Origin of the sequence: Robiginitalea aurantiaca (assembly GCF_030380815.1) — a bacterium.
Classification (GTDB): Bacteria; Bacteroidota; Bacteroidia; order Flavobacteriales; family Flavobacteriaceae; genus Robiginitalea; species Robiginitalea aurantiaca.
Genome location: NZ_JAUDUY010000003.1, coordinates 216,339 through 240,331, shown reverse-complemented (window position 1 = coordinate 240,331; position 23,993 = coordinate 216,339). Strand labels below are relative to the sequence as shown.

Below are 23,993 nucleotides of genomic sequence, written 5' to 3'. Positions count from 1 at the left end.
AAGCTCCTGTAATAATCAGCGTATTTCATGAGAAACACCTTGTTCGTATGGCTTATCACAATATGCCTTTGTACCCTGACAACCCATGGACAGGAACAACCCGCGGACTCGGTCACTTATTTGAAAGAGGTGGTTCTGGGAGTGGAACGGCAGGGCCCGCCAAGTTTGGGAATCGTCCCCTCTGACCTTCTAACCGAAAAAGCGATTAGCACTCAAAGTCCTATTGACTTCGCGGGTACTTTTAATCAAATTCCGGGGGTGTATTTTCTTTCCGGTGCCCTCAACACAAACCGGATAACGATTCGGGGCGTTGGGGCCCGAACGCCATTTGGCACGGATAAGCTCAGAATGTACTACAACGACATTCCCGTGACCAACGGAACTGGCGTTTCCGCTCTCGAGGCCTTTGATCTGGAGAACCTCAGCACCATCCGGGTCGTCAAAGGGCCAAAATCCGGCAGTTATGGCGCGGCCCTGGGTGGCGCCATTTTACTTCAATCCGACCCTGCGAATCAGGAGGGGACACTATTGCGGAACCGGAGTAGTTTTGGTTCTTACGGCCTGTTTAAAAATAATCTTAGCCTGAACCATCAGGGAGAGAAAACAAGTGCTGAGATCCGATACAACCACATGACCACCCAGGGGTATCGGGAAAACAATTCCTTTAAGCGCGATGGTATCCTGATGAATTTCGGGATGGCCGCAGGAGAATCGCATCGGTTTAACCTTCTGGTAAACTATATCGACTATACGGCTCAAATACCAAGCTCGCTGGGACGCACAGACTACGAGACCGATCCTACGCAGGCCGCGGCCAACTGGAAGGCCGCCAAAGGGTTTGAGGCCAATAAGTACACTCTGGTGGGGCTTTCAGATGTGATCAGCCTGGGATCCGGATTCGAAAATACTACCAGTCTCTTCCTGAGCTACCTCGACCACTATGAACCCCGCCCTTTTAATATCCTCGATGAATCCACCCTGGGGTATGGTTTCCGCTCTGTTTTTTCGATTGACCTTGGCGGTGAGGCAGAAAAGACACGGGCCGTATTTGGTTTTGAAAACTACCGGGATGAATACACCTGGTCTACTTTTGAAAACCTCTATCGCGAAAACGAGGGTAATGGAAGCCTCCAGGGCGAACAGCTGAGCCGGAACAAAGAATTCAGGAACCAGCTCTATGCCTTTGCCCAATTCCACTGGCAGGTTACGGAAAGACTTAAAGCCCAGGCAGGGGTTACCCTCAACAAAACAAAATACGACTTCAGGGATCAGTTCCTGGAAGGCGCCGACAATCGAAGTGCTACCCGCGACTTTGACCCGGTTCTAATGCCCAGCCTGGACCTGAAGTATTCCATTGGAGGATACTCCTGGGTTTACCTGAATATCAGTCGCGGGTTCAGCAACCCCTCCCTGGAGGAATCCCTGACCCCGGATGGGGTCATAAATCCGGAAATCAGTCAGGAAAAAGGCGTGAACTATGAAATCGGAGGGACGGGATTTTGGTTGAAAAAACGCCTGCAGGGGACTATTGCGCTCTACCAGATGGACATATCAGACCTGCTGGTCGCCCAGCGTGTAGGGGAGGATGAATTTATTGGGCGAAATGCAGGGAAAACGCGTCACCGCGGAATCGAAATAAGCCTACAATATTTTATGAGGCTGGGCAGCAGTTGGAGCCTGAGCCCTTTTCTTTCATACACGCTGAACGACCATGTTTTTGTGGATTTTAAAACAGAAGATTCAGATTTTTCAGGCAATCCCCTTACCGGTGTCCCGAAACACAGGATATACAGTGGCCTGCAGTTAAACTCGGATCGCGGTTGGTTTTGGAATACGAGTTATCAGTTTGTAGATGCGATTCCATTGACAGACAGCGCATCACTGTACAGCGATGCCTACAACCTTTTTAACACACAGCTTGGGTATCGAGCCCAATTGGGACCCAAGCTGAATATAAGTCTTGAAATGGGCTTAAACAATATCTTTGACACCCGCTATGCCAGTTCGGTCTTAATAAATGCAACGAGCTTTGGCGGTTCGGAGCCCCGGTATTACTATCCCGGGAATGGTCGGAATTACTACGTGGGTATTTTACTCCTTTACCCCCTTTAGAACCCGGCCTTTTGCAACCACTCTTTGAAGCCCACCTCTTTCTGGATCGTATCCTTTAATTCAGCTATGGATAGTCTTTTCTGTTCCATGGTATCCCTGTATCGCAGCGTAACGGTTCGATCCTCAAGGGTCTGGTGATCGACGGTAATACAAAACGGGGTTCCGGCAGCATCCTGGCGTCGGTATCGGCGGCCAATAGCATCTTTTTCATCGTATTGTACCATAAAATCCCATTTCAACGCTCCAATAATTTCATGGGCGAGCTCGGGAAGGCCGTCTTTCTTTACCAAGGGCAGAACAGCCGCCTTTACAGGAGCCAGTACCGCGGGAATACGAAGGACGGTACGTGTGGAACCATCATCCAGTTGTTCTTCACATAGCGCATTTGAAAAAACAGCCAGGAACATCCGATCCAGGCCAATGGATGTCTCAACGACATATGGGACATAGTGCTCCCCAAGTTCCGGATCAAAGTACTGGAGTTTCCTCCCTGAGAAATTTTCATGGCTCGAAAGGTCAAAATCCGTCCTGGAGTGAATGCCCTCGAGTTCTTTAAATCCAAAAGGGAACCTGAACTCAATATCAGAGGCTGCATCGGCGTAATGGGCCAGTTTCTCGTGATCGTGAAAGCGATACAACTCTTTACCCATTCCCAGGGAGAGATGCCATTTCATTCGGGCTTCCTTCCAGTGTTCATACCACTCTTTCTGAGATCCGGGCCGTATAAAAAACTGCATTTCCATCTGCTCAAACTCCCGCATCCTGAAGATGAATTGACGGGCGACGATTTCATTTCTGAAAGCCTTACCCACCTGTGCAATTCCAAAAGGAATTTTCATCCGTCCGGATTTCTGGACATTGAGAAAATTCACAAAGATTCCCTGTGCCGTCTCTGGTCTGAGGAAGAGCTCCATTGAGGATTCAGCCGTGGCGCCAAGGCGCGTACCAAACATCAGGTTGAATTGCTTTACATCGGTCCAGTTACGTGAACCGGATACCGGACAGGCTATTTCCAGTTCTTCAATCAGCGCTTTAACGTCGGCGAGATCTTCTGCTTCCAGGGAACGCCCCATGCGTTTGAGGATGTCAGTGGCCTGCTCCTGATACTTCAAAACCCTTGGATTCGTGCTCAGGAACTGATCGCGGTCAAATGCGGCTCCGAATCGCTTTCCCGCTTTGGCGACCTCCTTTTCAATCTTACCTTCGAGTTTACCGACATAGTCTTCAATAAGCACGTCGGCCCGGTATCGTTTTTTGGAGTCTTTATTATCGATCAGCGGATCGTTAAAGGCATCTATATGACCGGATGCCTTCCAGGTAGTCGGGTGCATAAAGATCGCCGCATCTATGCCAACAATGTTTTCGTTAAGCTGAACCATGGCCTGCCACCAGTATTCCCGAATATTCTTCTTGAGTTCCGCCCCATTCTGAGTATAGTCATAAACGGCACTTAAACCGTCGTAGATCTCACTGGACTGCGTCACATAGCCATATTCCTTGGCATGTGAAATAACTTTCTTAAAATCGTCTTCTTGCTTTGCCATGCGGCAAAAATAGAATATCTGAAAGGAATTTAATCTGCTATTTCAGGCGAAATTCAGAAGTGGAAAGTAATTTTTCGTCTTCGAAAACATTCAGGGTGTAGATCCCATTATCCAAAGAGCCTTCAGGGACAGTGATAAAATCACAAACACTCATTTCTTCCCCAGTAAAGATGAGTTCTACTTTTTTACTGTACACATTCCCGTTGACCGTAACTAAAGTGGCATTGTCTTCAATTATGGCCATGTCGGGACCCAAAAACTGCAGGTATATCACCTTTTCCTCCATATTGGTATTCGGATTCCCTTTGACCGTCACGCAACCCCTGAGCTTAACAATTGATGCGGCTTTACTGGACTTAACAGGCCGGTCTCTCCTCAGCCTGAAGCCATCCCCAAGCGGATTTTCGAGACTCAGGTAGCTTTTGCGTTTGAGCTCCCTGCTGAGTTCTTCATTCTTTTCTCTTAAAAGGGACTCGGTTTGGGCAAGGGAATTGGTCTGCCCCTTCAGGTCCTCGAGCATTTCACGAGTCTCCTCGTATTTCTCAGCGAGTTCGGTGTTATTAGATTGCAGCTGCTCTTGTTTATTTTTGATGTTCGTATACCTGGCCTCCAGAGTTTTCATCTCTCTGCGATACTGTTCAATTTTTGAGATATTGAAGTTCAGGCGGCTTACCGAGTCCAGCAATTGTTGTACCCTGCTTTCGCTTTCCTGCAATTCAATTTCCTTGACTTCGCCAAAAGCGAGAAGGCGGTCTACTTCAGATTTAATAAAAGACAGGTCTTTGATCAGCAGGCTCCGTTCCTTTTCCAAATAACTAATCTGTTGCTGGGATTGGGCATAACTGTAGTAGAAGGCTATCAGAATACCTATGATCACTGCAATTAATGTAGCAAAGATGATCCTGTAATTAAAACTAGACTCCTGAAAATTCATGCAGTGGGTACCTCAGAAAAAGGATTAAACAGATGGGTTCGAACTTTCCAAAAATACTAAATGATGCCCTCTCCTTTGTGGTGCCGGAGCTTTGTTTTGGATGTAATGCCGCTTTATATCGGGGAGAACGACTCCTGTGCGCATTTTGTCGAAATGAATTACCTCTTACCGATTTTAAGGGTTGTACGGAAAATCTCACAGATCGGCTATTCTATGGTCGGAGCCCTGTAGAAAAGGCAACGGCCCTCTTTTACTACACGGAAAACGGCGTCGTTCAAAAGCTCATTCACAGCCTGAAATACCGTGGTCAGGAGCGAGTTGGGATTTGGCTGGGACAGTGGATTGGGGTAAAACTCCTGGATCAACCTGTTTTCAGAAGTGTGAATATCGTACTCCCTGTACCCCTGCATCCTAAAAAAAAGCGAAAACGCGGATATAACCAGTCGAGTGCTTTTGGGAAAGCTATAGCGAAACATCTCGGGGCGGTGTATTCAGAAACACATCTCTATAGACCGCATTCCAGCTTTACGCAGACAACAAAAAACCGATGGAAACGCTGGGAAAGTACCCGAGGAAATTTTTGCCTTAGAAAAAAAGAGGATTTGGAGGGTAAGGATATCCTTATCGTGGATGATGTACTCACTACAGGGTCAACACTCGAAGCTTGTGTACATGCACTGGATGCGGTGAGGGATAAACGAATTTTCATCGCAGTAATGGCAGTTGTACCCTAGGGCTAACTTCCCTAAATAAATTGTTTCTTTGTGTTCGTATAGAGATTTGTATGCGATACCTGGGTAGAATTCTGGCCTTGTTGTTTGTCCTGTGTACCCTGGTTGCCCTGAGTCACTGCGGCAGAAGGGGTAGCCCTGGGGGAGGGCCTTTGGATAAAACGCCCCCGGCACTCATAAAAGCCGAACCACCAAACAATACGACCGGGTTTGACGAGACGAGAATCCGCCTGTATTTCGATGAGTACATTCGGCTGGAAGACATTCAGAATCAACTGATTATTTCTCCACCCCTGAAAAACAAACCTGAAATCACCCCCCTGGGAGGTGCTCGGAAATACGTTGAAATACGAATAAAGGACACCCTCCTTGAGAATACCACTTACACCTTTAATTTTGGGCAAAGTATTGTCGACAATAATGAAGGAAATCCCAATAATTTCCTGACTTATGTGTTCTCTACAGGGGATTATATCGATTCCCTATCCTTATCCGGAGCCATAGCCGATGCCTACAAGCTGAAACCAGACCCTTTTATCAGCGTCATGCTGCACGAAGTCGACACAGCCTTTACAGATTCGGTCATCTATAAAAAACTCCCTTATTACATCACGAACACCCTGGACAGTGCCGTAACGTTCACGCTGAATAACCTTAAACCGGGGTCATATCATCTGATCGCCCTAAAGGATGTCGGGAAAAACAATCTTTTTGATCAGGGGGTAGATAAAATTGGGTTTGTAGCCGATACCATTACCCTGCCCACAGATTCGGCATATGTGCTACGCCTATTTAAGGAAATCCCGAATTACGGAGTCTTGCCACCTTCTTTTTCCGCCTCAAACAAGATTGTAATGGGCTATTATGGGGATTCACCACCTATCGTATCCCTGTTATCCGAGCTCCCGGATAGTGTTAAAACAAAACTGAGCCCGGAAGTGGGAAAAGACAGTTTAAACCTCTGGATAACGCCCTTTGATGCGGACTCCCTTGTTTTAACATTGCAAAATCCAGACCTGGAAACACAAATAGATACCTTCAGCATAAAACCCATAACTACAGTCCGGGATTCAATGCTCCTTTCCTGGTCACCCAGCCGAAACTTGAATTTTGCAGACACGGTTTTTCTTAAAGGGAACCTTCCCATTTTAGAAGTCAACACCACCAAATTTCAAATGATGCAGGAGGACAGTGTTTCTGTTGCGTTCAAAGCTATTTTGGATACCCTTTCGAACAGGGTGCATATCGACTTTGAAAAGGAGGCAGACCAGGTGTACCTTATCGATCTGTATCCCGGGGCGGTAACCGATTTCTTTGGAGAAACCAATGACACATTGCGCACCAGGTTTACCACCGGGAGCCCTGAAGATTATGGCGTGCTGCGGCTCAACCTGCAGGGGCAGGCGACGTACCCCATTCTAGTAGCACTTTTGGACGAAAAGGACGAACTGGTTCGCAGTGCGTACCTCGAAATGAGTAAAGAAGTTGAGTTTAAAAGTTTGCCCCCGGGGAATTATCGCATCCGCCTGATTTTTGACCAGAACGGAAACGGACGGTGGGACACCGGGAACTACCTGAACAAACTTCAGCCCGAGCGCATCCTTTTCTATCCGGGGACTATCGAGATCCGGGCAAATTGGGAGAAAGTTGAGACCTTTATAATTCGAGATTAAAGGTATCCCTGTCCTGTAGAAATTTTAAGGATTCCCGGGCATCTGTCAATACACCTTTTTCGAGCCTGACTGTCAGTATTTCATCATTTTCTGAAAATGCCAGCCGGTTGCCCAAAGGATCGTAAACGCCACTATGACCATTATAGGCCAGGCCATTGGGGTCATCGCCTATTCGATTGACCCCCAGGACATAGGACATGTTTTCAATCGCCCGCGCCCTGAGAAGGGTATCCCATGCCGCAATCCGGGTATCCGGCCAATTTGCAACGTACAGGAGGACATCGTAATCGTCCGTATTCCTTGACCAGACTGGAAATCTCAGGTCGTAACAGATTTGCATGCAAAATGTAAAGTCCCCGTAACGCACAGTTTTGCGTTCCGTTCCGCGATTATAGACTTTGTCTTCGCCGGCAAGGGTAAAGGTGTGTCGTTTATCGTAATACTCATAAGTCCCATCGGGAAACATAAATATCAATCGGTTAAAATACTGCGTTCCCTCTTTGAAGACAAGACTCCCCGCCAGGGCTGCATTGTGCCTGGAAGCGCATTCCCGCATCCATTCCAGAGTCAGCCCTGCTTCCTGAGAAGGTATCTTTTCCGGTCTCATTGTGAAACCGGTCGTAAACATTTCCGGGAGCACGATCAGGTCTTCTGACCCTTTAAGGGAGTCAAAACACTTCTGAAAATGAATCCTGTTAGCCTCGGGATTCTCCCATTGGAGTGAGGTCTGTATCAGCGCAATTTCCATGACAAAAACACTTAGGTTTTGCCTTCCAGCAAAGGGATTAGTGTGTCAATCCCTTGCATTCGGGCATGGTCCAGGGCTGTTTTTCCACCCGGATCCACTGCGCGGGTATCCGCTCCCTTGCTTAGGAGCAGGCGAACGATTGATTCCCTGTTAAAGGTGACGGCAAAAATAAGGCAGGTACCCCCCATCCCATTTCTCGCATTGATATTGGCTCCAGCATCGATGAGGATTTCGGCAATCTCCGGATACCCTTTAAAACAGGCTCCCATAAGGGCTGTATTCCCGGAACTATCTTTTTCATCTACGGGCACTCCTTTCTCAAGCAAGAAGCGCACAACATCCTCCTGATTGTAATAGCCCGCCAGGATCAATGGGGTTGAACCGCGCTGATCCCTGCTGCTGAGTAACTGAGGGGCTGATTCCAGCATGGTTTCGATCGCAGACAGGTTTCCTTCCCTGACATGATTGAAAAATTCATTTGTTTCCATAAGCTGTAAAAATAGGACAAAAGAAAAACAGAGAAAATACCGCGCTTCAATTAATTCCTCAGGTTTCCTATCCCTGGCAATACAGGCGGCTTGCTGCTGGGATTTGTACGGGTTTTATCCCTTACCCGGGTAAGGGTGCCTGCCCGGAGTAAAATCTTCAGGTGCCTGCTGGGGGTCATTAAATGTAGTTTCCCCTCCGGAATCGTTGTATATGACCCATTGCAATGGATCATAGGCGGGGCTCGAAATCTGAACCCAGGCCTGCCTTTCCGCCTTACCGTCTTCAAATTCATGGGCAGTACCACTCCCATCTTTGCCGGGATTTCCAAACGTATCCTTGACATTGCCATAGGGATCGATCAGGACAATGTTATCATCCCCATTGGAATCTGCTGGTCCATTCTCGGCAATGACTTTGTCGGGGGAGAATCCATAGGTCCGCTCAAAATCCTCTGGATACGCACTTAGCACAACCGCACTATGCGCCTGAATCTGAAGCCCTTCTAGGAGGATTGGCCTACCAGGTTCCGCATTCGCATTGGTGTATCTCAGAAGTTCCCATCCCCTTAGGTCGACTGGGGTGCCGGAGGCATTGAATAACTCCAGGAAACGCGCCCGGGGGAGATTATCAGGATCCGCTATCTCGCTGATGATAATGGAATCTGTAGGTGTCTGCTCCGCCAGATTTTCGCACCTCGGCTCCCCGAAATCAAAATCCGAAGGATTCATAACCAGGAGTTCATATGCCTTTCGATGGACACTTAGAATGCCCTTTACATCCCCGTGACTGGATGGAAGCGGCTCTGAATAAAAATCAGAATACCCGCTATTTCGAACCCTTAGGACATTTCCATAGCAATCCGACAGGGTGCGCCGCACCTGTGTACCGGGATCAGCAAAGGGTAGTCCCAGTTCCTCAGCGATAAATTCAACCCCTTTAACCTCGATCAAAGTATTGAGCAAACTGTCTGTAAGGTCTGAAATCCCAATGGGCAAGGGGTCCGGGCCACCTGTCTGATCGCAGCGCACTCTGATGTGTTCGGAGAAAAGGCGGGAAGGCAATCTGCCCACAGTGAGGTTGCCAAAAGTCGGGAAGGCACCACCCAATTGGAAAGAACCGGAGGATGCACCCAGGTACAAACCTTTTAACTTCACACTGATCCGGGTGCCGGAGGGAACCCGGGCATGTGTTTCCAATAAATCCGTATAAAATACGAGTCCTCCTGCCGAATTTGCCGCATCCTCCTGTAAATAGATTTCTCCAAATAGGTTCGAAGTGGCGTCTGATGAGACTACCACTGCATTCCATTGGAGCGAATCCGAAAGTAAAACCGTTTGTCCGGTGTAATGCTGTTTGATTTCTGACAGGGTAACCTCCTTAAATCCAAACCCCGAACAATCCATTTGCGGGGACTCATAGTCTGTATATTTCTGGCAAGCGAACTGCATCCCGGTAAGCATTGCAAGCAGAGGACCGAGAATTGTCCCGGCTTTAAATGGCGTAGTCATAAAAAACTCCAGCTCAAATTGACAAAAAATGTTCTTCCAAATCCAGGCCAGTAGCGGGTTCCGAAAGATGGACTTCCGCTGAGCTGATCCTGATACCATTGTTTCAGGTTGCCATTTCTTCCGGACTCATATCCCCCTGAAAGGTAGTAGGCATCCAAAAGATTGGCTACACTGATAAACAAACTGATGTAATGGGGTCCCCTTTTCCAGGATTTCCCACCCGTGAGATTTACCAGATAGAGGGATGGAAGGGCCTTTTGCTTAAGTGCCCTGGGGTACTCCTCTCTGATCGCCCCTGTCAATTCCTGTCCGGTATCCGGATCCAAAAGAAACCCCCGGGTATGACGGAGGTATGAAGGGGAGGGATATTGGCCTGACAGATAGTTTATGGTTGTACCTACCCACCAGTATGCGCTCCCGCGATACTGAATCCCCATACCAAAGGCTTTCGAGGGTCCGGCAGGAATATTTTTATCCTTCAGAGCAGCCTGTCCCAGGAACAGGCTCCCCTGCGCTTCCCGGATATCCCTTGGTTGATCCCCGGGCAGGAAATACAATCGAAGATCGGGATTACTGGCATACTTAAAATCGCCTATGGCCACAACCCCACTCAGCTGCACAGAAGGGCTCAGATCCAGTTCAAGGCCCAGTTCCAATCCTTTATGAAGCACATCCAGCCCTGTAGCTATTTCCTGTACAAAGGCCGACCCGTAACCGGTATCTGAAAAAAAGAAATTAACTCCGGCCTGATCCATGATCCGGGTGTAATAGGCCGAAAGTCTGGAGGAGAGCACAGTTCCCCTGAGAAAGTAAGAGGCATCGGCGGATTGCAGCCTTTCACACTTCAGGCCTTTTACAAATCCATGGCGCTCTCTTGGATTGATAAAGGTATTTCGAAGCACAGGTGGCCGTGTTAATAATGCCGTATTGAACTGCACCCAGTGCCGTCCTGAAATCTGATACCGCACCCCTCCTTTGAGGCCGTAGTCCGGAAATTGTTTTTGTTTTCCCTGGCCAAAGGAGGTATTCGGATATTTTTCATTTAAAAAGTTTCCCGTTCGCCTATACCCTGTATACCCAAAAAGCCCGCTTAGGTAAGACGTCCATTTCCTCCTCGTGTACCACAGGTTCAGAAAACTCTGCCACTGATCTACACGAACGGAATAGTTGTATCCGATCCGATCCCGACCTCTTTTCTCCAAAACCCCATACACGTCATTTTGGGTCTTACTAAATGGATCTTTGTCGCGGTGAAAAGATGCTCCAAGCAGATCGTCGAGGCGACCGTAATTCCCTATGCCCGCGTTTTGGTAAAGCCCTCCTGCCTTAAGTGCCCATCCGCTGCCAAAATCCCATTCGACAAAAGTGTTTGCCGAAAATTGGGCTTCTTCACTGCAGTCGGCCTGCACAATATAGGCAGCTGCCCCAGCATCACCTTTCAATTGGTTTGCCTGGTAGAGCGCTGCCCAATCGATTTGGGGGGATTTCAGAAATCCCGCCCTGGAGGCCTCAGCGCTTATCAGGTTTGGGCCAAAGGAACGATTCCAATAGAAGCTCGGAAGGTTCCGGTAATAGGCCGGATCCGGATTGGGGGCGTTGAAGTAGGCCAGGCGGGTGCGATACTGAATGCCCTTTCGATAGGCCAGGGCCATCGTATATCTCACAGCGGGGCCGGTGTACTGATATCGAAGACTCACCAAGGGTTCAGCGATATATCGCATTCGTGAATTCCGTATGTCTCCCCCCTGCGATCCCCAATAAGGGTTATACCTCCTGCCACCCAGGGCAAGCGTTTCTGAAGTAAGGGCAGCAGACCGCCCCCTCAGGTTGGAAGCATAAATCCCCGTGAGGCTGAGCTCGTGTGCCTGTACCGGTCGAAATGCAATGCCCATTAAAACCGAGTATGCATCATAGGGGGTGCCCTCCAGATACCCCTTTGCCGCCCCCCGACGGGAAACAGAAGCCATAAAACCAAACCCTTGCTTTCCAAAACCTGAATTGTAGGTAGCCATCAATCTCCCGGCGTAGTTCCGGTTGGAAGCACTCAAGGTCAACCGGAATCCCTTCCGGACCGTCTCAGGTGTGATATCCATAACGGTCGTTCCCGTAAGACCTCCAAACCCAAGTTCAGGGGGTTCAAGACCCATATGGTACCGCGGATTCCTTGTAACATCATTCAGGCCGCCCCAGGTATTCCACTGGGGACGGCCGTCTGTAAAGCGATTCATTGGAATCCCATTGAGAAATACAGCGGCATTTCTATTGTCATATCCGCGTACTTTGAAAAAAGCCGGACTGAAGTCAAAAGCGGCTCTGTTGAGAAAAACATCTCGTCCCGCATGAAGAAATCCCGGGTTTCCCCCGAGAACATCAGCTTCAAAAAGGTCTGTCTCACTCAACGGGATAAAGTTTTCCGTGGGATTCTCGCCTGCTTCGGGATCCATAGAGACAATTCCCAGGTCAAGGCCCGGCCGGATACTTAAATTTGAAAACTCCCTGGGGAGGTATCCATCAAGTACAAACCTGCAACGTATCGAATCCAAAGGTTCCTGTAGCGGGATGAAAAAAAGCCCCCCGGAATCTGTTCGTCCTTCAATTTGCTTTCCATGTATAACCACCCTGACACCTCCGAGCGCCTTTCCCGAAAACCCATCCACTACTTTCCCCCTTAAACCCGACCATTGTGCCCACAAATTCCACTGTCCGCCAATGACAAAACCCAGAATCAGCAAGCCCCGGATCAACCTGTATTGCACCATAACAAAATTGACGTTTTTTATCCGAAGCAAAATTCATAGGCCAGGCCGCATCGCCCTTGCAGTTTACCCTTATAGTTTTGAGGAAAGTTGCGTATGAAACCCGTAATTCCATTCGTCCTGTCCTGCCTTGTGCAAACAGGAATTCTTTTGTGTCAGGAACCCCCTAAAAAGGAGTTCCAGATCCGGACCATCGCTTTTTATAATCTCGAAAACCTCTTCGATACCCGGAACGACTCCCTGACATTGGATGATGACAGAACGCCCGAGGGCACAGATCACTGGACCCCCGGACGGTTGAGCCGAAAATTGGATCACCTCGCCAAAGCGATTTTCGAAATTGGGATTGAGACAGGTGTGCATCCCCCTGACCTGATCGGTGTCTGCGAGGTGGAGAACCGGGAGGTTCTTGAAGCACTTCTCCGGCGACCCGCCCTCAGTCCATTTTCATATGGAATTATCCATTATGATTCGCCTGATCGAAGGGGGATAGATGTAGCGCTTTTGTATCGCAAAGACCGTTTTTTTCCAGACGTGAACAAGAGCGTTCGTCTGCTGCTCCATGAGGATTCCGGAGGCCGCAGATACACCCGCGATCAGTTGGTCGTCAGTGGCTATCTCGATACGGACCTGATTTATGTTCTGATAAACCATTGGCCTTCCCGTGGAGGCGGGACGGTAAAAAGCCGGGAATACAGAAAGGCTGCCGCTTTGCTGCAGCGAAGACTTATCGATTCCATTCTGTACAGGGATTCGGATGCCAAGATTATTTCGATGGGGGATTATAATGATAATCCTGTAGATCGGAGTATAGCTATTCTAATGGGACGTGCCTCTCCCAAAGGTAAGAACCGAAATATCAATCTATTCAACCCCCTGTCAAAGGCTTACCGAAGGGGTCTTGGAACCCTGGCCTACAGGGATCGATGGAATCTTTTTGACCAGCTTTTCTTTACCCCCTCCTGGAAAGACACAACTAAAGGGGGATACCGTTTTTGGAAAGCGGGTATTCATCAACCGCCTTACCTGAAAACAGCTTCAGGGCGATATAAAAACTACCCATTCCGGACCTACGCAGGGGGGATCTATCAAGGGGGGTACAGCGATCACTTTCCGGTGTATGCCTTCCTGATTCGTCCCAGGTCCTTAAACGTCAATTAAGCCATTGGCCCCAGGGAATGCGGCTGAGGATAAGGAACAATCCAAGACCGTAAAAAACCGCTATACTCCTGAATTTTTTGTTTCCTTCAAGATATTTTTTGTGTCTGGACCAACCTATGGTAATGAGCACCACTGCGATAATATTGATCAGGGGATGCTCCAGGGCCAGGAGGCGGGCTGCGGGATTGGAGGTTACACCTTCCATACCCACCAACTGGATCGCTTTAAAACCACTGGTGGAAACGAAGTACAGCAACAGACCAACAAGGAGCTGAATATGGCAGATGATCAGTGCAAACAGGCTTATCCTGAGATCCTTTTCCATGGTGAATATCTTATTTCCGAAAAGACCGAGAACGGCGTTTGCAACTGCAATAAACAAGACGGCTAAAGCGACATAGGCCAGGTAAGAATGTACGGTTTGTAGTATTTCCATCGTCGAAGGTTTGACCCTAAAGGTATTCTTTTTTGATAAAAAAACCCCGGCCTTACAGCCAGGGTTTTTAGGGATCGCAAATCTTTTAATTGAATATGTACCGCAAGCCTATTTGAGCTTGCCATCTTGAGGAGGCAAGACCAGCGTCGTTCAATTCAATAATGTTCGGAGTACCATCATCGTTAACCGTACCATAATTTACCTGGAAAGCTGGAGTTTCATCGGTTCCAACCGTGGTTAGCGGACTAACTTCACTACGGATAAAACGGCGTTGTCCCCAGTTTTTATTGAGAAAGTTGGTGAAATTGAACATGTCCAGGGAAATCTGGAAGGTGTGTTTTTTGTCACCCGAATTCAGGCTGAAATCCTGAAGCAATTTAAGGTCGATAACATGACTCCAAACCCCCAGGGATCCATTGCGCTCTGCGTATTTACCACGTCTCTCGTTCAGGTAATCAACGCTGTTGATAAACGTATTCAGATCGTTCCACTGCTCATCCGCTGATACAATAACGTTCCCGGCATTGTCCGTGATATCCAGCAAAAGGATTTCGTCCTGGCTCGCGGGGATATAAATAAGTGCATTATCCCTGGAGTCGTCGTTCAATAAATCCCGGCCTTCTCTGTAGATAAAACTGTAGGGAGTGCTCTGATACCCCTCATAGAAAAGTGCAAATGTGGTCTTGATGTTTTCATTCCATGGGATTTCATAGGAGACATTTGCTGTAATCCGGTTGCCGATCGCAAAATCGGACCGGGTTACCGGAAGGTTTGAATTTTTGCCGTTAACGGTTTGAATATTCCGCCACTGGGAACTGTTCTGGGAGGAAGTACCGTCGAAAATCTTAAAGGAATCTCCCTTGGTATAGGATATTCCACCTGCAAATCCATTCTCAAAAGGCTTGCGAAGTGAGAATGTCCAGTTGTAAGCATGACCTCCACCGGTGTTGGAAGCGAGATAAATCCCGTTGTAAGTCGGATCGATTTCATCCCGTCGATCGTAAAACGGACGGATATCGGCACCCTGGTAAAATCCAGCAGGCCGCTTTAGATTGAGGTTTTGGTAATAAACATCCGTAATGATGTCTGTATACAGGAAATCTGCTGTGGCGATAAGGTTCCAGAAAGGTAATTTCTGATCCACGGCAATGTTGTACTTCATCACCTGAGGAAGTTTGAAATCCTTGGCGATAAGGTCGATATTTCCTCCGGTACCTCCGGTACCCGGCTCAGGATCTTTAAACTGATTGTTTACGTCCGGTTCAAAAGGTTGTCCAAACTCAAACATAAATCCTCCGGTAACCCCGTTATTGTTATAGGTTCCGCCTGGCCATACAAGAGGCAAGCGGGAAGTGAAGACACCGAGTCCACCCCGAACCTGGGTCATACCCTTTCCTTTGACATCCCAGTTAAAACCTACCCGGGGGGCAAACATGGGTGTGGGGTCTATACTCTGCCCGACCCTGGCACCCTGCAGGTCCTTTCCGGCGGACTCCAGAATCGGTATGGTGCGGTTGTTGAAATCATCGTTTACTACACCGTCGCTCCAATAGGGAATATCAATACGCGCACCAAGGGTCACCCTGAGATTGTCGGACATCTGAACCTCATCCTGAATGTAGAATCCTGCCTGAAAGGTATCAAACTCCGAAGCCCCGGAAGAATTATCCCCTACGGTACGATCTCCGATTAGCGAATAACCGTGTTGGTAGAGTGTGGCATCCTGTTGATTCAGGAACTGGTCCAACCCGCTGGATATGAGGTTTCCGGCATCGTCAAAATCATCTTCATAAGTGTAATCCCCGTAGTTAAATGCAAAAAAGAGGTTCTTGACATCCGCAAATTCCAGGTTAGCCCCGAGGGTAACTGTGTGACGACCCGTGTAGATTTCAAAATTGTTCGTTATCGTAAACACATCCTGGTTCAACAGGTTAGCTGTTGAAAACGGCTCCGCCCCAAATGATATGGTCCCGGCCCCATCCTGAATATCTACCGTCGGAAAGGGTTCCCCATCCGGGTCGCGGTCGTCTCGCACGGAAGTATAACCCAGAACGAAATTGTTGGAGTATTTATTTCCAAACCGCGAATTCAGCTCCAGGGCAATGGAGTTCGTTTTGGTTTCAAATAGTTCCGAACCGTTGATAAATCCGATATTCCTGAATCCCGAACTTCGGGCCTCAAGGTTATTTGCGCCAACATATCCGTATCGAAAGGAAAGTTTATGATCTTCATTGATATTCCAATCAATTTTGGCCGTTAGTTTATCGCTTTCGAGTGTCCTGGTATTGTTGTCGAAAATACCAGGGTCATAGCCATAGGTACTCCCTAAAAAGTTACCGAGGTTTTCGAGGTCCGAAAGAGAGGATCTGCCGATATAATTGCTGAAATTAAACGGTTGAGGAGTTTCATCCTCCTGCCTTTCATAGTTTATAAAGAAAAATAATTTATCCTTGATGATGGGGCCGCCTATTCGGGCTCCGTAGGTAAGGGCTGTGAAATCGGCAAGGCGCTGCCGCTCTTCTCCGTCCCCGACAAGTCCGGGAGGTGTTTTTCCGGCCAGGCTCTGATTTCGCACAAAGCCATAGGCAGAACCTTCCCAACTGTTGGAACCTGATCGCGTGATGGCGTTAATCGATCCTCCTGAAAATCCCGATTGTTTCACATCGAAGGGGGCAATATTGATCTGAATGGTTTCAATGGCATCCACAGACAGCGGATTGACCCCGGTTTGTCCTCCGTTAGTTCCCGAGCCCGATAGTCCGAAAACATCGTTGTTCACTGCTCCGTCAATGTAAATCGCGTTGTAACGGTTGTTTTGTCCCGCCAGGGATATGCTAAAACCATCATTCCCCTCCGTGACCTGCGCTTGAGGAGTGATCCGGACAAAATCGGCGAGGGAACGCGAGGTGGCGGGAAGGTTCTGCACATCGCGCTTGGATACCGTCGTTTCCGACCCTGTTTTGCTGGCTCCGAATATGCCTGAACTTGAACTTGTAACTACAACTTCTTCCAAAGCAGTGGCCGATTCCTCCAGTGAAATATTAAACTGAGAAGCCCGGCCAAGTGTCAGATATACATTCTCGCGAACATCGGTTTCAAAACCGATATACGAAAAAGAAATCCGGTACGGGCCTCCCGCCCTCATATTGGAAATCCTGTAAAAACCGTCGAAATCGGTCGCAGCCCCGTAGGTCGATCCTGTTGGCTGGTGCACAGCTACAACGCTGGCGCCGCCAAGAGGTTCTCCGTTGGCATCAGTCATTTTTCCAGCTACCGCTGAAGTTGTTACCCCCTGAGCGAAAGTATAGGAGGCAAATAAGACCGCAATCAGAGTCAGAATTAATCTTTTCATGGTGTTTATTTATTAGTTTTAACCCGGCGCAAAAATGACCATTTACAACCATTTTAAGTTTAACGGAAGGTTAAATAATTTGGGATAAAATTAACAAATAACACATCTCGCCCCGGGAAGTACAGGACAAGTTATTAACGGGTTACTAAAAGGGTGTTTACGCCTGCGGGCTCTGGTACGCGGACATTAATTGTACGGTAGAACTGTCGTGATTCCCGGTCGATGAGCGCTGTAATTCAACAAGGATGGTTTTAGCCAATTGTTTTCCAAGCTCCACGCCCCACTGGTCGTAGCTGAAGATATTCCAAATTACGCCCTGGACGAAGATTTTGTGCTCGTACATCGCGATCAGTGCTCCCAGATTTGCTGGTGTAAGGGATTCTATAAGAAGGGTATTTGTAGGTTTGTTGCCCTCGAAAACTTTAAATGGAAGCAGGTTCGCAACTGCCTCCTCTTCGAGTCCCTGGTCCCGGAGTTCTGCGGCTACCTCTTCCGGGGTTTTCCCATTCATCAGGGCTTCCGTCTGCGCAAAAAAGTTTGCCATCAACTTATGGTGGTGATCCATATCCCCGTGGAGGGGCTTTTTAAATCCAATAAAATCGGCTGGAATCAACTTGGTGCCCTGATGAATAAGTTGAAAAAAGGCGTGTTGGGAATTCGTTCCCGGAGCTCCCCAAATGATGGTTCCGGTCTGATAGGTCACAGCATTGCCATTCCGATCAGCGCGTTTGCCGTTACTCTCCATCACCCCTTGCTGCAAGTATGCCGGGAGATGCTGCAAGTATTGGCTATATGGAATAACTGCCTCTGTTTCAGCTCCAAAAAAATTGTTGTACCAAATACTGAGTAAGCCGAGAACAACAGGAATATTCCTTTCAAATGGGGTTTGTTGAAAATGCCTGTCCATCCCGCGGGCACCTTCAAGTAGTTCAGAGAAATTCGCATATCCGATTCCCAGGCAAATAGAAAGGCCTACCGCGCTCCATAAAGAGAACCGTCCCCCTACCCAATCCCACATGGGGAATACATTGGTTTCTGAGATCCCAAAACTGGAAATCTGTTCCGTGTTCGTAGATACTGCAGCAAAATGAAGGGCTACATCCTTCTCAGTTGCCTTCTTTAAGAACCACTTCTTTATCGTAAGGGCATTTGTGAGGGTTTCCTGTGTCGTAAAAGACTTGGAAACGACAATAAACAGGGTTGTTTCCGGATTCAGATGCCGGAGGATTTCGTAAACATGATCCCCATCTACATTGCTTACAAAGTGTATGTTCAGGTGATTTTGATAATACTTCAGGGCATCGGTAACCATGACCGGACCCAAATCCGAACCGCCAATCCCAATATTCACCACGTCGGTAAATGCCTTTCCGGTATAGCCTTTTCGCTCGCCTCTGATAACGGCATTGCTAAAGGTTTCCATCTGCTTTTGCACAGCTTCAACCTCGAGCATGATATCCCCACCATCCAGGTAAAGGGAATTACCTGAAGCTGCCCTGAGGGCGGTGTGAAGTACGGCGCGATCTTCTGTCTCGTTAATCCGATCCCCTTCAAAATATTTTTTTATGGCTTCCTCCAGGCCACACTCCACAGCGAGCCTTTGAAGCAAATCCATGGTTTTTGGGGTAATCCGGTTTTTGGAATAGTCAATCAGGAATTCACCCCACTCGATTCTAAATTGGGCGGCACGCCCCGGATCCTCAGAAAAAAGGGTTCTAAGATGTTCTGATTTTAATGCTGCGTAATGCTCCTTGAGAAGTTTCCAACTTTCGGTCCGGGTAGGGTCAGTTTTTGGTAGCGACATGCTTGGGCTAATTAAGGGTAACCAGATCTTCCATGGTTTCAGCTGGCGTATAATCAATGCACTCCAACTGATCCTTCAAAGGGTTTATATACCCGAAGTACTCTGGTCTAAGCGACTCTGCCAGGGGTTCAGCGGCCGGCAGCTTTTCACGCAGAGGATCTACCTGTCTCCCGTTTTTCCAGAAGCGGTAGCACACGTGAGGTCCCCCGGTATTCCCGGTCATCCCGATCCATCCGATGACATCACCCTGACGGACAAACTCCCCCTTTTTTACCTTTTGAGCCTTCATATGAAGGTACTGGGTGCTATAGGTTCCGTTATGCCTGATTTTAACGTATTTACCGTTTCCGCCCCGGCGCGTCGATTCAGTGACCACCCCGTCAGCCGTAGCAAGAATGGGGGTGCCGATTGGGGCAGCATAGTCTGTTCCCTTATGCGGTCTGACCTTGTATCCGTAATATCGAATCCTCCTTTTGAGGTTATAGCGGGAAGAAAGGCGCCCAAATTTCAAAGGCGCCCTCAAAAAGGTCCTTCGAAGGTTATTGGCCGATTCATCGTAATACTCCTGAACGTCCAGCGAATCGTTCATATACGAAAACGCGTAGAAAGGTTCCCCATTATGCTCAAAGTAGGCTGCTTCGATTGGCCCAACACCTGCATAGATGGTGTCATTTATATATTTTTCCTGATAAATGATCTTAAACTTGTCCCCGGGATTCAACTTAAAAAAGTCAATCGTCCAGGCGTAGATCTGTGAGAGGTCATACGTCAGGTAATAATCCAGGCCCTGTTCCACGATTACGTTCGAAAGGGATCCGCCATTTGGTATGACCCCCGAAGCCTCCTTTTGGACATAGGTTACCTCGCGTTGTTTTTTATAAGCTGTAACAGTATCCCTAAAGTCTATCACCGTGTAATTGATGGGGTCCTCCTGATAGATAAAAACCTGTGCTACTTCCGAAGTATCGCGTGATTTCAGAATCATATAGGGTTTTCCAACCCGAATACGTCTCACATCGAAGGTATCCTTAAAACGCTCTGTCAGTTCGTGAATTTTCGGATATTCAACCTTATTATCCAGCATCAATTCCCCAAAACTGTCCCCGGCACGTATGGTATCCTTAAACACTTTGAATTCATTCAGGTCGAAACCATATGCAATTGATGGCTCAATTATCTCTTTCGTTTCTGTGGGAATTTCCGTGCTCGTTGTAGTCTTCTCTGTAGTCGTATCTCCGCAGGATAAAAACCCCAGAGAGATTAAAACTATGCCCCAATAAAATCGCATTCGTCAATGATTTTTTTCCGGGTTAAGGCCGTGCTCAACCCATTGTTTGCCCCAATTTTCAATAGTTTCCCGATCGTGTACCTCAGGAAAAAAAACAATTTTCTGAAATCCCGGCGGAAGATATTTCTTCCAGTTCGTGCCTCCAGTAGCCTCAATTTCCTGCGCTTTCCTGTTCAGATAACGGTAAGCTGAGCCGAGATGCATCAGCGGCCAGTTTACATTGGCATTGAGGTCCAACAGTTGTAACGCTCTCTTTAGCGCTTTATTATCCCTTTCTTCCGGCGGCAAATTTAAGTATTTATGGTAGATTGTATTTCCCTTTACCTGATGTGCTATACGGAGGAAGCGCGGCGTATACCTTTTTTCGAACTGTTTCAGGGTCAGCGTTTTTTCTCCGGACTTCAGCTCCGTAGCCCCTTTTTTCCAATAAATATGCTCGTAGAGTTCTTCGATGGTGTTGTTCTGAGAAAACTTTTCGCGTTCCGACGCATGCACGAGAAATTCAAGGGGTGTCGCATAAATCTCAATCATCCGGTACTGTGCAGATTGAAATCCACTGGCGGGGAGCAACGCCATCCGATAGCGCATAAACTGCTCCGGTTCCATCCCTCGGACCATGATGCTAAAGGATGAAATGAGCGCCTTGTAATAATTATTTATCCTGTTGAGTTTTTCAATAAAGGTCTGCAGGTTTCCCGACGTATCTTCCACGAGTTGTTTCTGTTCATGGAGAATCAGTTTAAAATAAAGTTCAGTAATCTGATGGTACATGATGAAGATTTCCTCATCCGGGAAATGGGTTCTGGGTACCTGCAGGCTTAAGAGGGTGTCCAGGCGGATGTAATCCCAATAGGTGAGGTAGCGTTGATAGAGCAGGCCATCGAGATAGGCGCTTAAATTCTGGCCGGAGTCGCGGAATTTTTCACCCAGCTGTTGAATTTGCTTTTCGATTTGCGCTTTGTCTTCCATAAGACGGACTAGTCTATAATCATCTTGAACTGGTGTTTCAGGCTATTGTATGCTTCCAAATCCGCTTTAATAGACCCTACCATAAGATCTGCCTGAATGCGTATGGGAATTTTGTTTTTGTCGTTAGACACCCACAAAGATAGACTTTCCTCTTCTTTAAAAACCCTTCCGGACTGAACGATCGGACGAAATTTCAGGCATTCCACTTTTCCAAATTTGGTCTTGAGCGTTTCAACCCCAAGGAACTTCAAGCGGAAATTGAGGATTCCATCATCGTCAAAGAGCATTTTGAGCTTCAGGCTTTGCCCTATGACAAGATCGCTAACCTCATAGGTATTTCTTAAAAAGTAGAATGCCGAGATCAGGTCCTGGATGGAATACCCGATATCAAACTGCATTTTTTCATCCTTCTTTTTATCGTGGTAGAAGGCTTTTTTTTGGGTATAATCAAAATTGATTTCCACATCGCGGGTATACCCCCCCTCATTTATTTTGCGAATAAACCGATAGGGCCGCCCATCAGTCCTCCCAAAATAACTCTCATACCGGTCGTCCACCTTAAAGAAAATACTGGCCAATCCGGTTGTTTTACCTGTGCCCACAACGTGGTAGACCGGTGTAGTGCCCAGAGTATCGGAAGTGAGATGTAGTGTAGCGTAACTGGCATTGAAAATGCCGTAATGAACCCGGAATTTCAACCACTCTCCTGGTTTAAACGATGATTCTTTAAATACCGCAACGGGTTCCGAGCGGAACTGGGCCATAAGACCGGAAACGCTCAGGTTAAAAAAAATCAGGAGTATCAGAAGACGCATAGCCAACATCATGGCAAATTTGGTGAAAATATGATTGTCTGGTATCGCCAGAACGTGAAATCCAATAAGATAACTGGCGTTTACATCATTCTATTGCACGAGAGACACCTGTTTCTGACTGTAAAAAGTCATGCGTTGTAAAAAAAAGCCCCGATCGGGCGACCAGGGCTTTTCCTAAATAACCAACCAAACTTTAAATTATGAAAAACCAATACTTAAAGTTTCAAGGGAACCACCCCTTGTTGATCTCAAAAATAGCGCATCCCTCCTGCAGACTCCATCGTTTTAACGGACTTTAACTACCCTCTTAACACTCTTTTATCTGTTTTCTTCCAGAATTTCAGAATTCGTTAAGAACTCGAACATCAAAGGGTCCCTCTGGACTCTTGTTCTCTTTCAATAGCTTCGAAAAGCGCTTTGAAGTTCCCCTTGCCAAAGGATTTAGCCCCTTTTCTCTGAATGATTTCAATAAAAAGCGTTGGGCGGTCCAGAATCGGCTTGGTAAAAATCTGCAGCAAATATCCTTCATCATCCCGGTCAATGAGAATTCCAAGTTTGCTAAGCGGTTCCAGATCTTCATCGATTTCCCCTACCCTGTCCAGAACATCTTCATAATAGGAAGCGGGGACAGTGAGGAATTCCACCCCTCGGTTCTTAAGGGCGGTAACCGTCTCGATAATATTATCTGTTGCCAGGGCGAGGTGTTGAACCCCTGCCCCATTATAAAACTCAATATATTCCTCGATCTGAGATTTCCTCCTGCCTTCTGCGGGCTCATTGATCGGGAATTTAATGCGCCCGTTCCCATTGCTCATAACCTTACTCATCAGAGCGGTGTATTCTGTGGAAATGTCTTTATCATCAAAGGAAATCAACTGAGCGAATCCCATGACCTCGGCATAAAACTTAACCCATTTATTCATCTCATTCCAGCCCACATTCCCGACCATATGATCTATGTACTTCAGGCCGATGGATTCTGGCTTGTAATAGGGATCCCATGTCCGGTATCCCGGCAAAAAAGGCCCGTCATAGCCGGAGCGTTCGACAAAAACATGAACGGTTTCTCCATAAGTGTGGATCCCTGACAACACAACTTCGCCCTGATCATCTTTGATGGTTTTAGGCTCAAAATAGCTCTTTGCTCCCCTCTTTACCGTTTCCTGATAGCTCTTGGTTGCATCATCTACCCAGAGGGCAATGGCCTTAACCCCATCTCCGTGCTGTTCGATATGCCTGTTAATATCTCCTCCCGGTTTCAGCGGCGAGGTTAATACCAATCGGATTTTATCCTGTTTCAGAACGTAAGAAACACGGTCCTTACTTCCGGTTTCCAGCCCGGCATAGGCCAGGGGTTGGAACCCCCAGGCAGACATATAATAATGTGCAGCCTGCTTGGCATTTCCAACGTATAGTTCAACGTGATCCGTTCCCAGAAGGGGCAGGAAATCCTCAGCTTCAGGGTTTTCCTTGGGTAATTTTAATGAGGTATTATCAACTAATGACATGATACTGTATTTAATTCGATTCGTACGTTTTTTTTGCAGGTTCAGATCCCGCAGGTCAGGAATGTTTCCGTTCCTGCTTACCACATAGCGCGAAAGTGTGGGGTGATATCCGGACGCAGTACGATCATTGTATAAACTTTATACAAATATCGGAAAAATCGTCGA

At 47.5% G+C, this 23,993-nt stretch carries 17 protein-coding genes; 4 read left to right on the top strand and 13 right to left on the bottom strand.

Annotated elements, in window-relative coordinates; translation table 11 throughout:
* Nucleotides 1-27: 27 nt before the first annotated feature.
* Entirely contained in the window at nucleotides 28-2,112 is a 2,085-nt protein-coding gene (locus tag QU605_RS07475) for a TonB-dependent receptor family protein (RefSeq protein WP_289724661.1), read from the top strand.
* Here the strand turns inward: QU605_RS07475 and QU605_RS07470 are convergent.
* Nucleotides 2,109-3,656: a glycine--tRNA ligase gene (locus QU605_RS07470; RefSeq protein ID WP_289724660.1), complete on the bottom strand. Its 1,548-nt coding sequence runs from the start codon at nucleotides 3,654-3,656 to the stop codon at nucleotides 2,109-2,111. The genes QU605_RS07475 and QU605_RS07470 overlap by 4 nt on opposite strands.
* Nucleotides 3,657-3,693: 37 nt before the next feature.
* On the bottom strand, nucleotides 3,694-4,590 hold the full coding sequence (locus QU605_RS07465) for a DUF8428 domain-containing protein (protein WP_289724659.1): 897 nt from the start codon (nucleotides 4,588-4,590) through the stop codon (nucleotides 3,694-3,696).
* A 32-nt stretch (nucleotides 4,591-4,622) separates the two neighbouring features.
* Between QU605_RS07465 and QU605_RS07460 the strand changes: the two genes are divergently transcribed.
* The gene (locus QU605_RS07460; RefSeq protein ID WP_289724658.1) at nucleotides 4,623-5,324 is read left to right on the top strand and encodes a ComF family protein; all 702 of its coding nucleotides are present in this window, start codon (nucleotides 4,623-4,625) and stop codon (nucleotides 5,322-5,324) included.
* A 50-nt stretch (nucleotides 5,325-5,374) separates the two neighbouring features.
* Nucleotides 5,375-6,994, top strand: a complete 1,620-nt coding sequence (locus QU605_RS07455; RefSeq protein ID WP_289724657.1) for an Ig-like domain-containing protein — start codon at nucleotides 5,375-5,377, stop codon at nucleotides 6,992-6,994.
* Here the strand turns inward: QU605_RS07455 and QU605_RS07450 are convergent.
* The 4 genes from QU605_RS07450 to QU605_RS07435 all read right to left on the bottom strand — a co-directional run bounded on the left by QU605_RS07450 (nucleotide 6,978) and on the right by QU605_RS07435 (nucleotide 12,498).
* Nucleotides 6,978-7,742 carry a nitrilase family protein gene (locus tag QU605_RS07450; protein WP_289724656.1) on the bottom strand — a complete coding sequence of 255 codons (765 nt, stop codon included), beginning with the start codon at nucleotides 7,740-7,742 and terminating at the stop codon, nucleotides 6,978-6,980. The genes QU605_RS07455 and QU605_RS07450 overlap by 17 nt on opposite strands.
* A gap of 11 nt (nucleotides 7,743-7,753) precedes the next feature.
* Nucleotides 7,754-8,230: an ankyrin repeat domain-containing protein gene (locus tag QU605_RS07445; RefSeq protein ID WP_289724655.1), complete on the bottom strand. Its 477-nt coding sequence runs from the start codon at nucleotides 8,228-8,230 to the stop codon at nucleotides 7,754-7,756.
* Between the two features lie 114 nt (nucleotides 8,231-8,344).
* Nucleotides 8,345-9,739, bottom strand: a complete 1,395-nt coding sequence (locus QU605_RS07440) for a DUF5689 domain-containing protein (RefSeq protein WP_289724654.1) — start codon at nucleotides 9,737-9,739, stop codon at nucleotides 8,345-8,347.
* Entirely contained in the window at nucleotides 9,736-12,498 is a 2,763-nt protein-coding gene (locus QU605_RS07435; RefSeq protein ID WP_289724653.1) for a peptidase associated/transthyretin-like domain-containing protein, read from the bottom strand. Before QU605_RS07435 ends, QU605_RS07440 begins: the two co-directional genes overlap by 4 nt.
* 93 nt (nucleotides 12,499-12,591) lie before the next feature.
* Between QU605_RS07435 and QU605_RS07430 the strand changes: the two genes are divergently transcribed.
* Nucleotides 12,592-13,656 (top strand): endonuclease/exonuclease/phosphatase family protein, encoded by a 1,065-nt coding sequence (locus QU605_RS07430; protein WP_289724652.1) that lies wholly within the window; start codon nucleotides 12,592-12,594, stop codon nucleotides 13,654-13,656.
* Here the strand turns inward: QU605_RS07430 and QU605_RS07425 are convergent.
* From QU605_RS07425 to hppD, 7 genes are all read right to left on the bottom strand, one after another.
* Nucleotides 13,649-14,092 carry a hypothetical protein gene (locus QU605_RS07425; protein WP_289724651.1) on the bottom strand — a complete coding sequence of 148 codons (444 nt, stop codon included), beginning with the start codon at nucleotides 14,090-14,092 and terminating at the stop codon, nucleotides 13,649-13,651. The two genes, QU605_RS07430 and QU605_RS07425, sit on opposite strands and share 8 nt — an antisense overlap.
* Before the next feature lie 85 nt (nucleotides 14,093-14,177).
* A complete protein-coding gene (locus QU605_RS07420) occupies nucleotides 14,178-17,444 on the bottom strand; it encodes a TonB-dependent receptor (protein ID WP_289724650.1) in 3,267 nt (1,088 codons plus the stop codon).
* Between the two features lie 157 nt (nucleotides 17,445-17,601).
* Nucleotides 17,602-19,248 (bottom strand): glucose-6-phosphate isomerase, encoded by a 1,647-nt coding sequence (gene pgi, locus QU605_RS07415; RefSeq protein WP_289724649.1) that lies wholly within the window; start codon nucleotides 19,246-19,248, stop codon nucleotides 17,602-17,604.
* A gap of 7 nt (nucleotides 19,249-19,255) precedes the next feature.
* Entirely contained in the window at nucleotides 19,256-20,536 is a 1,281-nt protein-coding gene (locus tag QU605_RS07410; RefSeq protein WP_289724648.1) for a peptidoglycan DD-metalloendopeptidase family protein, read from the bottom strand.
* Nucleotides 20,537-20,539: 3 nt separating this feature from the next.
* On the bottom strand, nucleotides 20,540-21,505 hold the full coding sequence (locus tag QU605_RS07405) for a tryptophan 2,3-dioxygenase family protein (protein ID WP_289724647.1): 966 nt from the start codon (nucleotides 21,503-21,505) through the stop codon (nucleotides 20,540-20,542).
* An 8-nt stretch (nucleotides 21,506-21,513) separates the two neighbouring features.
* Nucleotides 21,514-22,269: a DUF3108 domain-containing protein gene (locus tag QU605_RS07400; RefSeq protein ID WP_434967920.1), complete on the bottom strand. Its 756-nt coding sequence runs from the start codon at nucleotides 22,267-22,269 to the stop codon at nucleotides 21,514-21,516.
* Nucleotides 22,270-22,685: 416 nt separating this feature from the next.
* Nucleotides 22,686-23,828 (bottom strand): 4-hydroxyphenylpyruvate dioxygenase, encoded by a 1,143-nt coding sequence (hppD, locus tag QU605_RS07395; protein WP_289724645.1) that lies wholly within the window; start codon nucleotides 23,826-23,828, stop codon nucleotides 22,686-22,688.
* Nucleotides 23,829-23,993 lie beyond the last annotated feature (165 nt).

What these genes read in the sequence shown, in the direction of transcription:
- QU605_RS07475 (WP_289724661.1), top strand. Translation starts at nt 28, where the DNA reads ATGAGAAACACCTTGTTCGTATGGCTTATCACAATATGCCTTTGTACC.
- QU605_RS07470 (WP_289724660.1), bottom strand. Translation starts at nt 3,656, where the DNA reads ATGGCAAAGCAAGAAGACGATTTTAAGAAAGTTATTTCACATGCCAAG.
- QU605_RS07465 (WP_289724659.1), bottom strand. Translation starts at nt 4,590, where the DNA reads ATGAATTTTCAGGAGTCTAGTTTTAATTACAGGATCATCTTTGCTACA.
- QU605_RS07460 (WP_289724658.1), top strand. Translation starts at nt 4,623, where the DNA reads ATGGGTTCGAACTTTCCAAAAATACTAAATGATGCCCTCTCCTTTGTG.
- QU605_RS07455 (WP_289724657.1), top strand. Translation starts at nt 5,375, where the DNA reads ATGCGATACCTGGGTAGAATTCTGGCCTTGTTGTTTGTCCTGTGTACC.
- QU605_RS07450 (WP_289724656.1), bottom strand. Translation starts at nt 7,742, where the DNA reads ATGGAAATTGCGCTGATACAGACCTCACTCCAATGGGAGAATCCCGAG.
- QU605_RS07445 (WP_289724655.1), bottom strand. Translation starts at nt 8,230, where the DNA reads ATGGAAACAAATGAATTTTTCAATCATGTCAGGGAAGGAAACCTGTCT.
- QU605_RS07440 (WP_289724654.1), bottom strand. Translation starts at nt 9,739, where the DNA reads ATGACTACGCCATTTAAAGCCGGGACAATTCTCGGTCCTCTGCTTGCA.
- QU605_RS07435 (WP_289724653.1), bottom strand. Translation starts at nt 12,498, where the DNA reads ATGGTGCAATACAGGTTGATCCGGGGCTTGCTGATTCTGGGTTTTGTC.
- QU605_RS07430 (WP_289724652.1), top strand. Translation starts at nt 12,592, where the DNA reads ATGAAACCCGTAATTCCATTCGTCCTGTCCTGCCTTGTGCAAACAGGA.
- QU605_RS07425 (WP_289724651.1), bottom strand. Translation starts at nt 14,092, where the DNA reads ATGGAAATACTACAAACCGTACATTCTTACCTGGCCTATGTCGCTTTA.
- QU605_RS07420 (WP_289724650.1), bottom strand. Translation starts at nt 17,444, where the DNA reads ATGAAAAGATTAATTCTGACTCTGATTGCGGTCTTATTTGCCTCCTAT.
- pgi (WP_289724649.1), bottom strand. Translation starts at nt 19,248, where the DNA reads ATGTCGCTACCAAAAACTGACCCTACCCGGACCGAAAGTTGGAAACTT.
- QU605_RS07410 (WP_289724648.1), bottom strand. Translation starts at nt 20,536, where the DNA reads ATGCGATTTTATTGGGGCATAGTTTTAATCTCTCTGGGGTTTTTATCC.
- QU605_RS07405 (WP_289724647.1), bottom strand. Translation starts at nt 21,505, where the DNA reads ATGGAAGACAAAGCGCAAATCGAAAAGCAAATTCAACAGCTGGGTGAA.
- QU605_RS07400 (WP_434967920.1), bottom strand. Translation starts at nt 22,269, where the DNA reads ATGGCCCAGTTCCGCTCGGAACCCGTTGCGGTATTTAAAGAATCATCG.
- hppD (WP_289724645.1), bottom strand. Translation starts at nt 23,828, where the DNA reads ATGTCATTAGTTGATAATACCTCATTAAAATTACCCAAGGAAAACCCT.